20 protein-coding genes are annotated in these 15,051 nt (G+C 31.0%); 12 read left to right on the top strand and 8 right to left on the bottom strand.

The features are described from left to right. The first annotated feature begins 15 nt into the window (after positions 1–15). The 5 genes from DFQ10_RS12410 (at position 16) to DFQ10_RS12390 (ending at position 3,974) form a co-directional block, all read left to right on the top strand. Entirely contained in the window at positions 16–669 is a 654-nt protein-coding gene (locus DFQ10_RS12410; RefSeq protein ID WP_115817749.1) for a BON domain-containing protein, read from the top strand. 172 nt (positions 670–841) lie between these two features. Further along, a complete protein-coding gene (locus DFQ10_RS12405; protein WP_115817748.1) occupies positions 842–1,504 on the top strand; it encodes a BON domain-containing protein in 663 nt (220 codons plus the stop codon). A gap of 37 nt (positions 1,505–1,541) precedes the next feature. Continuing rightward, a complete protein-coding gene (locus DFQ10_RS12400) occupies positions 1,542–2,438 on the top strand; it encodes a 3-hydroxyacyl-CoA dehydrogenase (RefSeq protein WP_115817747.1) in 897 nt (298 codons plus the stop codon). Between the two features lie 91 nt (positions 2,439–2,529). After that, on the top strand, positions 2,530–3,183 hold the full coding sequence (locus tag DFQ10_RS12395) for a BON domain-containing protein (protein WP_115817746.1): 654 nt from the start codon (positions 2,530–2,532) through the stop codon (positions 3,181–3,183). A gap of 26 nt (positions 3,184–3,209) precedes the next feature. After that, positions 3,210–3,974 carry an exodeoxyribonuclease III gene (locus DFQ10_RS12390; protein ID WP_115817745.1) on the top strand — a complete coding sequence of 255 codons (765 nt, stop codon included), beginning with the start codon at positions 3,210–3,212 and terminating at the stop codon, positions 3,972–3,974. Positions 3,975–3,996: 22 nt separating this feature from the next. On the opposite strand, the gene DFQ10_RS12385 is transcribed toward DFQ10_RS12390, so the two are convergent. The 5 genes from DFQ10_RS12385 to DFQ10_RS12365 form a co-directional block, all read right to left on the bottom strand. After that, the gene (locus tag DFQ10_RS12385) at positions 3,997–4,353 is read right to left on the bottom strand and encodes a hypothetical protein (protein ID WP_147299217.1); all 357 of its coding nucleotides are present in this window, start codon (positions 4,351–4,353) and stop codon (positions 3,997–3,999) included. 29 nt (positions 4,354–4,382) lie between these two features. Beyond that, positions 4,383–4,694 (bottom strand): thioredoxin, encoded by a 312-nt coding sequence (gene trxA / locus DFQ10_RS12380; RefSeq protein ID WP_115817743.1) that lies wholly within the window; start codon positions 4,692–4,694, stop codon positions 4,383–4,385. 65 nt (positions 4,695–4,759) lie between these two features. Beyond that, positions 4,760–5,173 carry a hypothetical protein gene (locus DFQ10_RS12375; RefSeq protein WP_115817742.1) on the bottom strand — a complete coding sequence of 138 codons (414 nt, stop codon included), beginning with the start codon at positions 5,171–5,173 and terminating at the stop codon, positions 4,760–4,762. Positions 5,174–5,188: 15 nt separating this feature from the next. After that, positions 5,189–6,136: a DnaJ C-terminal domain-containing protein gene (locus tag DFQ10_RS12370; RefSeq protein ID WP_115817741.1), complete on the bottom strand. Its 948-nt coding sequence runs from the start codon at positions 6,134–6,136 to the stop codon at positions 5,189–5,191. Positions 6,137–6,153: 17 nt separating this feature from the next. Continuing rightward, a complete protein-coding gene (locus DFQ10_RS12365; protein WP_115817740.1) occupies positions 6,154–6,924 on the bottom strand; it encodes an RNA polymerase sigma factor in 771 nt (256 codons plus the stop codon). A gap of 168 nt (positions 6,925–7,092) precedes the next feature. Between DFQ10_RS12365 and DFQ10_RS12360 the strand changes: the two genes are divergently transcribed. The 4 genes from DFQ10_RS12360 (at position 7,093) to DFQ10_RS12345 (ending at position 9,833) form a co-directional block, all read left to right on the top strand. Then, entirely contained in the window at positions 7,093–7,743 is a 651-nt protein-coding gene (locus tag DFQ10_RS12360) for a BON domain-containing protein (protein WP_181897632.1), read from the top strand. 132 nt (positions 7,744–7,875) lie between these two features. Further along, the gene (locus tag DFQ10_RS12355) at positions 7,876–8,424 is read left to right on the top strand and encodes a hypothetical protein (RefSeq protein WP_115817738.1); all 549 of its coding nucleotides are present in this window, start codon (positions 7,876–7,878) and stop codon (positions 8,422–8,424) included. Between the two features lie 155 nt (positions 8,425–8,579). Then, positions 8,580–8,975: a hypothetical protein gene (locus tag DFQ10_RS12350; RefSeq protein ID WP_115817737.1), complete on the top strand. Its 396-nt coding sequence runs from the start codon at positions 8,580–8,582 to the stop codon at positions 8,973–8,975. A 15-nt stretch (positions 8,976–8,990) separates the two neighbouring features. Further along, positions 8,991–9,833, top strand: coding sequence for a universal stress protein (locus DFQ10_RS12345; protein ID WP_115817736.1), 843 nt, complete (start codon positions 8,991–8,993; stop codon positions 9,831–9,833). A gap of 41 nt (positions 9,834–9,874) precedes the next feature. Here DFQ10_RS12345 and DFQ10_RS12340 read toward each other — a convergent pair whose 3' ends face one another. Beyond that, the gene (locus DFQ10_RS12340; protein WP_115817735.1) at positions 9,875–10,357 is read right to left on the bottom strand and encodes a hypothetical protein; all 483 of its coding nucleotides are present in this window, start codon (positions 10,355–10,357) and stop codon (positions 9,875–9,877) included. A 230-nt stretch (positions 10,358–10,587) separates the two neighbouring features. On the opposite strand from DFQ10_RS12340, the gene DFQ10_RS12335 reads away from it, so the two are divergent. From DFQ10_RS12335 to DFQ10_RS18670, 3 genes are read left to right on the top strand one after another with little or no spacing between them, the layout of a single operon-like run. After that, a complete protein-coding gene (locus tag DFQ10_RS12335) occupies positions 10,588–10,920 on the top strand; it encodes a YtxH domain-containing protein (RefSeq protein WP_115817734.1) in 333 nt (110 codons plus the stop codon). A 2-nt stretch (positions 10,921–10,922) separates the two neighbouring features. Beyond that, positions 10,923–11,288, top strand: a complete 366-nt coding sequence (locus DFQ10_RS12330; protein ID WP_115817733.1) for a hypothetical protein — start codon at positions 10,923–10,925, stop codon at positions 11,286–11,288. Continuing rightward, a complete protein-coding gene (locus DFQ10_RS18670; protein WP_115817732.1) occupies positions 11,269–11,487 on the top strand; it encodes a DUF6327 family protein in 219 nt (72 codons plus the stop codon). Before DFQ10_RS12330 ends, DFQ10_RS18670 begins: the two co-directional genes overlap by 20 nt. An 84-nt stretch (positions 11,488–11,571) precedes the next feature. Here DFQ10_RS18670 and DFQ10_RS12320 read toward each other — a convergent pair whose 3' ends face one another. Beyond that, a complete protein-coding gene (locus tag DFQ10_RS12320; RefSeq protein WP_245940702.1) occupies positions 11,572–12,645 on the bottom strand; it encodes a response regulator in 1,074 nt (357 codons plus the stop codon). Continuing rightward, positions 12,642–15,023 (bottom strand): sensor histidine kinase, encoded by a 2,382-nt coding sequence (locus DFQ10_RS12315; protein WP_115817730.1) that lies wholly within the window; start codon positions 15,021–15,023, stop codon positions 12,642–12,644. The genes DFQ10_RS12320 and DFQ10_RS12315 overlap by 4 nt, the downstream gene beginning before the upstream one ends. Positions 15,024–15,051 lie beyond the last annotated feature (28 nt).

Genomic DNA, 15,051 nt, shown 5'->3' with positions numbered 1-15,051 from the left:
TAAATATATAATATTATGAGAACAGATTTAAGTATCAAAGAAGATGTTTTGGAAGAATTACAATGGCAACCAAACATCGATGAGACACAAATTGGAGTCGTTGTAAAAGATGGTATTGTAACACTATCAGGTACAGTAAATAGTTATGTAAAAAAACGTGAGGCAGAAAATGCAGCTAAAAGTGTACTAGGAGTAAAGGCCGTGGCTGAAGATATTCAAGTACAATATTCTAGTGGTTTTGATAAATCGGATACAGAAATTGCGAGCTCTGCTGTTAATGCTCTAAAATGGAATATTTCAGTACCTCAGAATAAAATTGATATTAAGGTAGATGATGGTTGGATTTATTTATCTGGTGAGGTCATGTGGGCTTTTGAAAAAAATGCAGCTAAAAAAGCTGTTGAAGATTTACCTGGTGTTAAATATGTAGTCAACAATATCACTTTAAAAAACGTAGTAGATTCTGGTGATATAAAAGATAAAATTAAAAAAGCCTTTGAACGCTCTGCAGATATTGATTCAAAAGGAATTAATGTGCTTACAGAAGGACACACCGTGAAGTTAACAGGTAAAGTACATTCATTAAAAGAAAAAGATGATGCCAGAAGAACAGCTTATTATGCACCAGGTGTTTGGACGGTTGACAATGAGTTAGAGGTTGTTTATTAATTATTAATGTAGAATCTAAGAAATCCATTTTATGGGTTCTTATAGAAAATTGCCCTAATTCAATACTATCAATTAGGGCAATTTTTTATACTGATCTGGGTCATTAATTATTGCTATTAACTGTTCTAATTTTACAATAAACAAAGCGTAATTGAACTAAAATAAAGAGACCATGAAAACAGATTTAGAAATTAAAAACGACGTTTTAGAGGAACTAGAGTGGCAGCCAATTCTTAAAGACGCGCAATTAGGAGTAGACGTCGTTAATGGCATTACAACGCTTACTGGCACAGTAAACAATTTAGCTGAAAAAGTAGCTACAGAAAACGCTGTAAAAGGTGTAAAAGGAGTAAAAGCGATTGTAGAAAAGCTAAAAGTTAGAAATGATAAAAACGTTACAGATAAAGATGTTGCAAAAAGAATTATAGATGATTTAGAGTGGAATGCGTCAGTAGAGCAAGAAGATATTAATGTAAAAGTTGAAGATGGTTATGTTTTCTTATCAGGAAAAGTAAAGTGGGCTTATCAAAAAAATGAGGCAGAACAAAGCTTAGAATATATTGAGGGTATAAAAAGTATTACCAATGATATTAGGGTAACAGAAAAAACCATATCCAACAATGTCGCACATCAAATTAATAAAGCCTTTAAGCGCTCAGCAAGTATTGATGCTCATAATGTTTCTGTAACTGTTGAAGGTAATACAGCAACGCTACAAGGCACCGTAAATTCAATAAAAGAGAAAGATGATGCATTAAGAGCAGCATATTTAGCAGATGGCATCACTGATGTAAAAAATGAACTTAAAGTAGAGTACGATGCCATCTATATGTAAGTACACTTCTTTATGTTATTAATAAAAAACTATTAAAATGAATTATAAAAATATAACCATAGCAGGAAGCGGAGTTTTGGGATATCAAATTGCATTTCAAACCGCATTTCATGGATTCAATGTCACTGTTTATGATATTAAAGATACCACTTTAGAAAAAGCAAAACTAAAGTTTAATACCATGAGTGAAGCATTTAAAAGAGATCTAAATGCCACACAAGAACAACTTGATAAGACGTTTAAAAACTTAAGCTATACTTCGGATTTGGCAGAAGCAGTAAAAGATGCAGACTTATTAATTGAAGCTGTGCCAGAAAACCCGAAAATTAAAGTAGATTTTTACAATAAATTGGCAAAAGTAGCTCCTGAAAAAACCGTTTTTGCAACCAATTCTTCAACCTTATTGCCAAGTCAATTTGCAGAAGCCACAGGAAGACCTTCAAAATTTTTAGCCTTGCATTTTGCTAATACCATTTGGATTCATAATACGGCAGAAATTATGGGTCATCCTAATACGGATCCAAGTGTTTTTAAAGACGTTGTTGCATTTGCAAAGGCCATAGGTATGTTAGCATTGCCATTATATAAAGAGCAACCAGGCTACATTCTAAATTCATTATTGGTGCCATTATTGAGTGCTGCAACTAGCTTATTAGTTAACGATGTTGCAGAACCAGAGATTATAGATAAAACGTGGATGAAAGCTACAGGTGCACCATTAGGACCATTTGGTATTCTCGATGTTGTTGGTATTACTACAGCCTACAATATTGATAAAATGGCTGCTGAGAAAACTAATGATCCATTAAAAATTAAAACAGTAAAATACCTAAAAGAGAACTTTATAGATCAAAATAAATTAGGAGTTTCAACAGGAGAGGGCTTTTATAAATATCCAAATCCGACTTATAAAAATTCAGATTTTTTAAAATAGATATTACCAATTAAAAGTCTTTGCAAACTAAAAATTACATCTTAATAAATTATTAATGCTTAATTAAATTAAGTTCTAACAACTAGAAATCATGAGAACAGATTCAGAAATTAAAAGTGATATATTAGAAGAGTTAGCTTGGCAACCTAATGTAGATGAAACCGAAATTGGAGTGGTAGTAGAGGATGGTACCGTAATGCTTACAGGTGTTTTAGATGATTATCGCAAAAAAGTGGCAGCAGAAGACGCAGTGAAAAACGTAAGAGGAGTAAAAGCTTTAGTTGGAGATATTCAAGTTAAATATGGTGCAAATTACCAAAAGACCGATTTAGAGATTAGTAAGGCTATAGTGAAAGCTTTTGAGTGGAATACAGCTGTGCCTGAAGATGAAATTTCGGTTGAAGTCCGTGATGGTTGGGTTAATTTATCTGGTGAGGTAGATTGGGCTTACCAAAAAGATGCTGCTAAACGTGTGGCAGAAAATATTATTGGTGTAAAATGGATAAATAATGCCATTACTATTAAACAATCCATACAACCAGCAGATGTGAAAGAACAAATAAATAAAGCTTTTTTGCGCTCAGCAGATATTGAAGCGAATGCAATAACTGTGGAAGCCACAGAGGGTTTAGTAAAACTATTTGGTACAGTACATTCCATCGCTGAAAAGAAAGCAGCTGAAGATGCAGCTTATTTATCTCCTGGTGTTCATATTGTGATAAATGAATTAGAAGTTATAGATTAGTACACTAAATTGAAACAAAATATAAAATGAAAATAGTCTCATGGAATGTTAATGGTATAAGGGCCATCGTAAAAAAAGATTTTTTTGAAACTATTGAGAAATTGAATCCAGATATTTTGTGTTTACAAGAAACAAAGGCGCAAGATAAAGAGGTACAGAAAGCCTTGGCGCAATTAAATGGTTATCAACAATATTATAATTCAGCAGAAAAAAAAGGGTACTCTGGGACTGTTATTTTAAGTAAAATAAAACCAGTTTCAATGACTAACGATTTAGGAATTACTAAACACGATGCAGAAGGGCGATTACAATGCGCGGAATATGAGAGTTTCTATTTAGTAAATGTTTACGTGCCTAATTCTGGTCAGAATCTAGATCGGCTTGATTATCGTAAACAGTGGGATTTAGATTTTTTAAACTATGTAAAACAGCTAGAGCGCACTAAACCAGTAATTATTTGTGGCGATTTAAATGTGGCTCATAAAGCAATCGATTTAAAAAATGATAAATCAAATTACAATAAAACAGCTGGTTATACTCAGGTTGAAATAGATGGCATGGATAATTTTATCAATGCCGGATTTGTAGATACCTTTCGGTATTTAAATCCAGAAGAGGTTGCTTATACCTTTTGGAGTTATCGCTTTAACTCTAGAGCAAAAAATGCAGGTTGGAGAATAGATTATTTTTTGATTAGTCATTCGTTGATTACAAAAGTAAAATCAATAGACATAAATTCCCAATACTTTGGGTCAGACCATTGTCCGATAAGTTTAAAGATTGATTTGTAATTACATTTAATTAATTAAATCTTTACAAGGTATTGAGATACCCTTTTAAAACATCAATTTGAAACTCACTCACAACAGGCAAGCTTGTGTCTGCATTCATCAATACTAATCCGTAGCCTAAATGAGAAAGTTTGCAATCTTGAATAATTCCTTGGCCTAATCCACTAAATACAGGCATAAAATGTTTGTTGGTATCAATACCCGAAGATTTAGCCACTTTTATGGCTTCTAAAACGGCATCATTAATTTGATTAGCTGATAATCCTTTTTCTAAAAGATCGCTTGCTAAATGGTTTAAATTAATAGCGTGATAAAAATTCATGAAAGTCTGAATAGTATCTTCCATATCATACGTACTGCTGTATATTGCTAATTCCATAATCGTACTCTTTTTAATTAATATTTTTTTTAACTCATTACTGTGGTGTATTGTTTAATCACACTTAGAAGTTGAGATTTACTTTGTACACCAGATTGTCTCCAAACAATTTGTCCTTCATTGAATAAAACCAATGTTGGTACGCCTCTTACATTATAGCGTTGAGCAATAGCCTGATTTTTATCAATATCTATTTTTATTACACGGACTTTTCCACCTACTTCTTGGGCCAATTCCTTAATTATAGGTGATTGTGCTTTACATGGTCCACACCATTCTGCATGAAAATCAACCAGAACTGGTATATTTCCATTTACTATTTTATTAAAATCCCCTTTCATGAGTATATTTTTTTAATTGTTAACTATTAATTCGTGTTTTGATATTCACGAATTAATGGCGTTTTTTATAACTTTAGACGTTTTGAATAATCAAAAACGATTTTTTTAAACGTTTTAAAATCATTAGAAAAAGTGTTCATTTTATTATAAATGTGTTGGTGCTTTTCTCTGTAATCGTTATCAGATAATCCCTTTTCAGCGAGTTCTATTCTAGATAATAACTGTTCGTGCTTTATGATGCTTTCTTTTAAATCATCAAATAAATCTTTGTGAATTTTATCTAGATCCTTTAGCATTTTCTCATATTCGGGATTATTGTTTTTTGAAGCCTCTTTTTTATTCAATAAGTTTTCAAAAAATCTAACTTCATCGGTGTAGAAATCTAGGGTGTCTAGCCATTCTCTGCTTTCAAAGTGTAAAACATCTAGTCCTGCACCTAAAAGATATTGTGCTTTTGGGTTTGCAATTAAAGTATTCATAATTCTATTTTTTTTTTAGTTTGTATTTGCAGTTTGTGGTTCTCTTAAACCTTGTAGCTTTTTAAATAAATTCTGTTCTTCAGTAGTTAAGTCTTTAGGCATACTTACATTTAGTTTTACTAGTAAGTCTCCATGGGTTGAAGGTTTACCATATTTTGGCATGCCTTTACCTTTAAGTCTAAGTGTTTTTCCTGTTTCGCTACCTTTAGGTATCGTTACCATAACACTTCCGGTAAGAGTAGGGACTTTTATTTTTCCACCTAATATGGCTGTATATAAATCTACAGAAGCGTTATATATTAAATTGTCCCCTTTTCTTTCAAACTGAGCATCTTGTTGTACTCTAAGTATAATGTACAAATCTCCTCTATGACCACCTTGTACTCCTTGTTGACCTTTGCCTTTTATTTTTAGTTGTAAACCATCATAAGCGCCAGGTTTAATGGTAATACGTAATTTTTCGTTATGTATCTCAAAAGTACGTTTGCTACCTTTGTAGGCTTCTAAAAGTGTTATGGGCATTTCCGCTTGAGTATCACCACCAGAATGTGTTGGGCGTTGACCTCTTGCGCTTTGTCCACCAGCTCCAAAGAATGTTTCAAAAAAGCTTGAAAAATCACCACCTCCTTGACCAAAGATATCTGAAGGATCTCCTTGATACGAATAAGAATTTCTTGGACGTTGACCTTGCTTTGCACGATTAGCATAATCTCGCCAATCATCGCCAGTGTTTTGGTAAGCATCCCAATTAGAGCCTAATGTGTCGTATTTTTCTCGTTTTTCTTTATCGCTTAAGACTTCATTAGCCTCATTGATTTCTTTAAATTTTTCTTCAGAAGTTTTATCATCCGGATTTTTATCTGGATGAAATTTGGCCGCTAATTTGCGATATGCTTTTTTGATCTCCTTGGTAGTAGCATCCTTACTAACACCTAATATTTTATAATAATCTTTGTAATTCATTTTACAATGATATTTTGTTAATTCACTGAATATCTATTGAATAAGCTGATTTGTAATGCTTTTTTTGCATCACTTAAAAGTTGTTTAACTTCCTCTAATGTATTATGTCTTATTTGTGCAATTTCTTCGAGTTCTAAATGTTGAGTAGTAGCTAACTCAAAAACAGTACGCATGTTTACAGGTAAATTATGTAATACCATTTCTATGTGATGTTTTACATCTTCATCATTTAGGTCTTTATCTATTTTTTGTACTAAAGCTTTTTCATCATTCTCTATAAATACTTGATTTAGAGTATAGTCATTGTGATTATAAGACATATCATCTAATTCTTCTATCAATAATAAATCACCACCACCATCTGTACTATATTTTTCTTGCATTTCATCCCATTCTGGTCTGGTATAATCATCGATGTTTTTAAAGAAAAATTCATCAAATTCTTCCTCAACAGTGATGTCTTCTAATAAGTCATTTGTTTTTTTAAATAGCCATACATAAAAATCGTTTTCTTGTTTAACGTCTTCTATATGGTCATAGATTTCAATAAAAAGCTGATCTATAATATCATCTGCCTTAAACTTATTTTTAGAGAAGTGCCCTTTTCTTATGGCTACGTTTAGTTGGGTATTAATATACTGTCTAATTTGAGGCATAATTTTAAGCACTAAGGCATTAAAAGAAGCTTGATCTCCTTCTTTTTTCAGTTGTATTAATTGAGAATAGGATTGTGTTACGAATAATCGGAACTCCTTTTTATTTTGATAATAAGAAACATTGGTTTTCATAAGTCAACTACTTGAAAGTTATAATATAAAGGTCTAAAATTCATTGTTTTGGTGAAATGACACAGATCAGTCTGTAAAATAATTTTGTACTGACCTCTATCATTTGAAAGGCTGTATGAGCTAATTAATTTTGAATAGAAATTAGGTGTAATTAAAAATCAGATGATTATGAGGTCAGATTTAAGTATTAAGGAAGATGTGCTTTCAGAATTAAATTGGCAACCCAATATAGACGAAACGCAAATAGGTGTAACTGTAAAGAATGGTGTGGTTACTCTTAGTGGTGTTGTGGATAATTATACTAAGAAACGTGCTGCTGAAAATGCTGTAAAAAGCGTTGCTGGAGTAAAGGCTATAGCAGAAGATATAAAGGTGCAATATGCAGGCAACGATAAAAGAACTGAAGCAGAAATTGCTAAAGCATCAGTAGATGCGTTGATGTGGCATTCCTCTATTCCCGAAAACGTAGTTGAGGTTAAAGTAGATAATGGTTGGGTTTATTTGTCTGGAGAAGTGGAGTGGGATTATCAAAAAGACTCTGCTAAACATGCCGTTGAGAATTTAAAAGGAGTGCTTGGCGTTACGGATGACATCACTTTAAAACGAGTAATAAAACCTATTGAACTTAAAGAAAAAATTAGAAGAGCTTTTGAACGGATGGCAGATAGGGAGTCTAATAATATTAGCGTTGAGGTAGAAGGACATACGGTAAGGTTAAGCGGAAAAGTACATTCTATTTTAGAAAAAGATGAAGCTCGAAAAATGGTTTTTAATGCGCCTGGAGTGTATGAGGTTAAGAACGAAATAGAGGTGATCTAGTGAAATGAATATAAAATATTAAAAATCTGAGCGGTTGATCTAAGTCATTCTGCGATTTTATAGACAGCTTTAGATTTGTGATACAAATTATTATAATAGTGTAATATCAGTAAAAACTTAAATATTAATAAAATGAAAAAAATAATTTTAGGCCTGTTTTTAATAGGAATAGCAATGCATTCCTATGGTCAAGATGTGGTTTTTAAAGCAAAAATCAAAAGAGAAATCGTTCCAGTAACAATTATAGAAGCCATTGATGTTGACTTTAGGGGTTTTGAGGTGATTGAGTTTTATGGAGTACCTGTAGAATTTATAGAAGAAGATGTGTATATCAATGATGATATTGAAAGCGATGAAGATTATGAAACCTTTCAGGTTACTTTAAAAGGTGAGCATGGCAAATTGGTGGTTACTTATAATAAAGAAGGGCAATTATTAAGTTCTGTAGAACATTTAAAAAATATCTCACCTAATATTGATGTTAGAGAGGCTGTTGCTAAAGCTTTTCCGGGTTGGACACTCACAAAGGATTATTATAAAATGACTCATTTTGCTAACAAAGCCACTAAAGAACGTTACAAACTTATTCTTAAAAAAGGAGATGAAGAAAAAGTGGTTTTTATGGATGGTAAGGGAGAGATTTTAAAAGTTCATAAAAAAATAAATGTAAACCTTAAATAGCACTTGTATCAGTTTATACTTTAAAGAAATTTTATAGTATAATTGATAACCGAACTTATTAAATTAAGTTCATTAAAAAGGAAGTCTTGGTTGGTTGGCTTCCTTTTTTTTTAGTTTCAATGATATGTTTTTAATCACTTTAAAATAGTAATGTTATGGCTTATAATTTTCATTCAAAAATGTTTAGAACTATAATACCCATTCTTCTTTTTATGTTTATCAGTTGTTCGTATCCATACACTTATGGTGCTAACGGTAAAACTATAGAATTAAGTGAAGATGATCCATTTCAAATTGTATTAGAAGGTAATTCTGGTACCGATTTTTATTGGGAAATTATTTCTAAAAACACCTATGTTAAATTGCAAAAACCAGTATCCATAACTACAGATGCTGAAAAAAGCATTTACACATTCGATTTTAAAACGGTCTCTGATGGTGAAGAGCATATAGAAATAATCTACACTAATGGTAAGACTATTGAAAATACCTTTCAATTAAATGTTATTGTTGGCACTATTGGACTTATCACTTCAGAATTAATACAATAATACCAGTTTGTTAAAATGGAAAAGCGAATTTTATGTTACACAGATTTTTCTGAAAATGCCCAAAATGCTATTGATTATGCTGTACAGCTTTACAATCAGCAGACTTGTACATTTTATTTTTTAAATGCCTTCCAGGCAGATGCAGATGCCTCAGATATTGAAGCGCTTATTCCAGATGTAGAAAATGACATTTTTAAATCAGAAAAGAAAACATCAGAAACGGGTTTAAATAAAATAATAAACACCATAACATTAAAGTATAAAAATAACAAGCATAACTACAAAGTGCTATCAAGCTATAACGCTTTACTTTATGCTTTAAAAGATTCAATTAAAACGAATGCCATAGATTTATTAGTCATTGGTGCCAAAGATGTATTCGATAACCAAGAAGATAGACAAATACCAACCTTAGATATTATGGAATATATTACGGAATGTTCCATATTGGCAGTGCCTGGAGACTTTAAGTTTTGTAGTCTTACAGAAATTGTACTTCCTGTTAATTATGAAGAAGCATTGCTTGAAACTAGTTTTTCAGAATTGCTTAATCTTGCCAATTTATACAACACAGAGATACAAATTCTTCACATTAAAAAAGAACATAATTTAGATGATAATCAATTAGAAAATAAAACCAAGTTAGAGCACATTTTTAAAGGTCTAACATGTAATTTTCATACCCTTGAGCGCATGAATGTGAATAAAGGTATTAACAGCTTTGTAGAGAATGATCGTTGTAATCTCATCGCATTTATAGGAGAACAATCTAACTATATTGGTAATGATCTTCCGAGACCTTTATTAAAAGAATTAGATACTCATTTATCGGTACCTGTATGGTTGATAAATAGATAACGCTATGTTTGCACTAAATTACTATTATACAAAGCGTTTGTCTATATTTTTAGGAGCGTTTCTAATGCAATCATTTCATCTTTATTGCCTCTAATAATCAATAAGAAGTTGTTGGTATGTAATGCTTTTGAATACGTAACTACGCTATTTTGGTCTATGCCAAGACCTCTTAAGATACCATACAAACCTGTAGATAAGGAGCCTATTTTTTTACCATCAATTTCTTGAAGAAACATTGGTGCTAAAAATCCGGCAATAAATAACGTGCCTATTTCCGGATTTGAAACCATTCCAAAATTTGAAGATAAATGTAACTCATTAGTGCAGTAGTTTTTTAAATCCATCCAAGACGGTTTAAAATTTGTGTCAGAATTTATGCTTTGCATTTTACCTATTACTGAAATCTGGATATTTTTCATATCTAAATGGAAAATACGTTTTATTAAGTTTTCAATATGTTGAATTTTTGAAAATGATGCAATATACACACGCTTTTCTCTGGTTATTTCTACTTTGGAGTTCATTAGTAATCTATTAGATACAACATTATTTCCTCTTCTTCTGCTAAGTTAATTCTATAAGTTCCTATAAGAAATGACCTACATCAATCTTGGTGGCTTTTTGTTTTGTAAAATATTTTTACAGAATGATGTGGGTCATTCTAATTACAGGTTATATGGTCTAATTTTGATGTATATAAAATTATTTATTAATCAAACCTAACAACAATTTGTTAGGTTAAAAAAATAGAATCATGACAAATAATAGCGAAAACACACTATTGGCTTTATTAACAGGAGCAGCAATAGGTGCCGGAATTGGAATTTTGTATGCACCAGCTAAGGGCACAAAAACCAGAAGAAAAATTAAACAAAAAACAGAAGAAACCAAACACGAAATCTCAGAACGTATTTCTCATGCTAAAGCTGAGCTTACAAAAACTGTGAACGATAAAAAGGAAGAGTTTGAGCAAAAATTAGATGACACAATTTCTAATATGAGCGGTAAAGCAGAGGATATAATTTCTAGTTTAGAAAGTAAATTAGAAGAACTTAAATATAAAAATACGCACGCTCAAAAAAACTAATTATGGCTTTTGAGACCTTAAAAGAAAACGTATTAAACACTGATGCTAATATTCACAGATATTTAAAAACTAGTGAAGATTACATTAAGCTACAAAGTTTTAAAGCACTTATGATTGGCATAACCTATATGGCTAAAATAATGATTATAGGTGCTTTAGCTTGTGTCGCTTTGTTAATAACCTCTTTTGCTATAGCCTTTAAATTAGCGCAAGTTCTACAAAATACGTTTTACGGCTTTTTAATTGTAGGTTTATTTTATGTTTTGGTTGTAGTACTTTTATATTTGTTTAGAGCTAAACTAAATGCACCTATAATAAGAAAATTTTCTAACTATTATTTTACAAGAGATGATACCAAAACGTTATAATTCGTTTGACGAAATAGATAATGACTTAAAGATTTTAAGTTTGCAAAAACAGATCTATAAAGAGCGTATAAAGTTGAATGTAAAAAACTCTAAAAACAGCTTAAAATCTGTAAACATTAAGAATGAGTTGAAAGGTTTAATACAAAACCAGTTGCTTACTTTTGTAAGCGATAAAGTTTTAAATCAGCTTAAAAAATAGTAAATCGTTTTAGCTATAGTTTTTTTTATCTTTAACTATAATTTCTTATTGCTTAAGAGATTCCCAAATTCCATAAAGTTTAGTTTATCCAAATTCTGCGATATCTCTTAAACTTTCTTTATCCAATAATACGAGTTTTCTGTTGGTTTCAATGCTAATTAATCCTTCGTTTTTAAACTCGGTTAACATTCTAATCGCTGTTTCTGTTGCCGTACCAATTAAGCCTGCAAAATCTTCTCTTGGTATGCTAATACCTTTATGAGTGTCATCTTTTATCATGCCTTTGGCATCTAATTCTAATAGTGCTTTTGCTGTTTTTTGTCTTACTGTAGCAAAGGCCATATCTACCAAGTGTTCTTGTAAATCAATTAAATTATGAGAGATGATCTCAATAAATTTATTAGAAACGTCTTTATTACTATACAACAGTTTTGTGAAATCGGCTTTAGGGATACCACAAACCTCAGCTTGTTCTAATACACTTGCTGTTTCTATGTAAATGCCAGCATCATCAAGTAATGATAACTGTCCTATAAAATCGCCAGCACCAAAAAATCCGGTTACAAATTCTTTACCAGATTCTGTTGTGCGGTATGTTTTTATAGTGCCACTTTTTATATAATATAATTGATGTGCCGCGTTACCTTCGTTAAAAATATGTTCTTTGTTGTTATAACTCTCAATACTACGATCATTTATTAAGGCTTCTAAGTTGAGGTATTCCGAAGCTTCATTTAAAAATTGGTTGATGCCTTTAACGTTTTTTGAGAATTCTTTTTTTAGAAAATCATTTTTTTTGATTCTGCACTCAATAGCTTCTAGTAATTCGTTCTCTTCAAAAGGTTTGGTTAAATAATCATCTGCACCTAAATTCATACCTTTTCTTAAATCCTCTTTTTCGGATTTTGCAGTTAAGAAAATGAATGGAATACTTGCCGTTTTGGGAGTGCTTTTTAGATTCTCAAAGACCCCAAAACCATCTAATTCTGGCATCATAATGTCACAAATAATTAAATCAGGAATTATTTTTAATGCTTTTTCTACACCTATTTTTCCATTTTCGGCAGTGCTAACAGTGTAATTTTCTAACTCAAGAATTTCGGCTGTATTTTCCCGAACATCTTTGTTATCTTCTATTAATAAAATTTTTTTCATCATTTTTCAATATTTAAAGGGAACTCAATGAAAAAAGTAGAACCTACATTTAATTCGCTTTTAAATGTAATACTTCCTCCCATCAATTCTGTATATTGTTTTACTATGTTTAAGCCTAAGCCAGTACCTTGAATGTTTGTGGTGTTATTTGCGCGATAAAAACGTTGAAACATACTATCCAAATCCTCTTTAGGGATACCAATACCTTGATCTGTTATTTCTATTATTACATGTTGCTCTGTAGCTTGTATTTTAAAAGTAATAGCTTTGTTTTCTTCAGAATACTTTATAGCATTAGATACTAAGTTAAAGAGAATATGTTTTAATAATTTGGAATCTAGATATATATCAATTTTAGGTTGTTGATGTATAAGTGAAATAATTTGACCATCCTTTTTAATGCCTTCAATTTCTTCAATCACAGATTTTGAAAAATTAATAAGATCAAAAGATGAAGGTTGCACCAAAACTTTGCCTTCTTGTAATTTACTTAAAGATAAGAAGTCGTTAAGAATTAGAACCAAGTCTTTAACATTAGATCTAATTTTAGACACATGATTCAATCTTTTTTCTTCATTTCCTGGCTTGTTTAGTTTTTCTATTAAGATTGCTGAAGATAATATGGCACTCAAAGGCGTCCTAAACTCATGCGATGCCATAGAGATAAAACGAGATTTTAATTCACTTAATTCTTGTTCTTTTTTTAGTGTATTTAAAATTTCAAATTCTGCCTTTTTTTGTAGTGTAATATTATTATGTACCAGCAAAACTTGCTCTATTTTGTTTTCTAAATTGTATAAGGGTGTTGTATTTACTAAAAAGGTTCTGTTTTGATATGCAATTTCAAAAGAGCAATGTTCTCCTTTAAAGGTTTTTACAATATTGTTTCTAATTGTTTGTTTAACATCATCAGGTACACCTATAACATGGTCTAATAGTGTGTTTGAATCCGCTAATCCTTTAAAACCTAATTCTTCAACTTCTTCACCCTCAACTAAAAGAATCTTGAAATCAACATCAAAAACGGCCACAAATCCTTTAGGAAAGTTTTGAGAAATATTATCAAGTAAATATTTATTTTGTACAACTTCTTTTTCTGCCGACTTTGTAATTTGTATTTGATCCTCGAGACTTAAGTTAGATTCTACAAGTTTTTGAACTGTTGTGGTCAATTCCTTGGTTCGCTCTTTTACTTTGTTTTCTAATTTTTCTGTATAATCACGTAAGGCTTCTTCATCATCTTTTAATTTTTGTTCTGCTATTTTCTGTGCAGTAATATCATGTGTGACTCCAATGACTCTTAGGGGCTGTCCTTTTGTGTTTTTAAAAATTTTTCCTTTTTCGTGAAGCCAGTGAATAGAATTGTCAGGATGAATTATTCTATAATCTACAACATAACTACTTGCATTTTTTACAGCTTCAGATATCTCAGATTTTAGATATTCTCTATCTTCAGGGTGTACATTTTCTAAAAATGATTGAAATGTAATACTACTTTTTGCTGCTTTGGTGTCAGTTGATTTTATACCAAATAGAAGATTTTGATAGTCGTCTCTTAATATTTTATTGGTCACTAAATTCCATTCCCAAGAGCCTAGTTCTCCAACTTCTAAACTAAGTCTCAGTCTTTCTTCATTTTCTTTAATTATTTTATCTGTTTGTTTTATTTTGGTAACATCTCTTATAACAGTTAAATAATTACCATTGTCTGTTGGAACGATACGCGATTCTAAATGTCTTAACTTATCATCTATAACAAGTGCATATTCTAAAATTTGAATATCTTTTGTTTCTTCGCAATTAACAAAAGCTTTCTTAATCATTTTACAAACTTCTTCAGGAAAAACAGCGTCTATGTTTTTGCCTATATTGTGTTCATATAGTGCAGCGATTTCAAAATTATTAGGAGCATGAACCTCTAAATGGTTTCCGTTTTTGTCGTAGAGAATTACGATATCTGGTAAAGTTTCTAAAATAGCTTTTTTTTGAACCTGCTTAATTAATAGTTTTTGTTCTGTTTCTTTTTGTTTTGAAATGTCTTGCACAAAACCCTCTAAAGCAATAACACAGTCATTATTGTCGAAAATAGCTTGTCCTTGTTCCCAAAAATATTTAATACTACCATTTTTATGCTTAATGCGATATTCAAGATTATATGATGTTTTATTTGCAATAGCTTTTTGAGTTTTTTGCCATACCAATTTGTAATCTTTTTTTAAGATAATTTCACCTAACTGAATACGGTTATTCATAAAATCCGCACTGTGGTATCCTGTTAAAGCAAAACAGCCATCACTAATGAATTCGATAGTCCAATTTTTATCGTTTTTGCAACGATATACCAAGCCAGGCAAATTTTTGATTAAAGCATCTAATTTCATATGGTTAGTTTTTCTAACATTTTAGAAA

The sequence above is a fragment of the Winogradskyella eximia genome (assembly GCF_003386165.1).
Lineage (GTDB): Bacteria > Bacteroidota > Bacteroidia > Flavobacteriales > Flavobacteriaceae > Winogradskyella > Winogradskyella eximia.
This window is presented reverse-complemented; position numbering and strand designations above follow the sequence as displayed.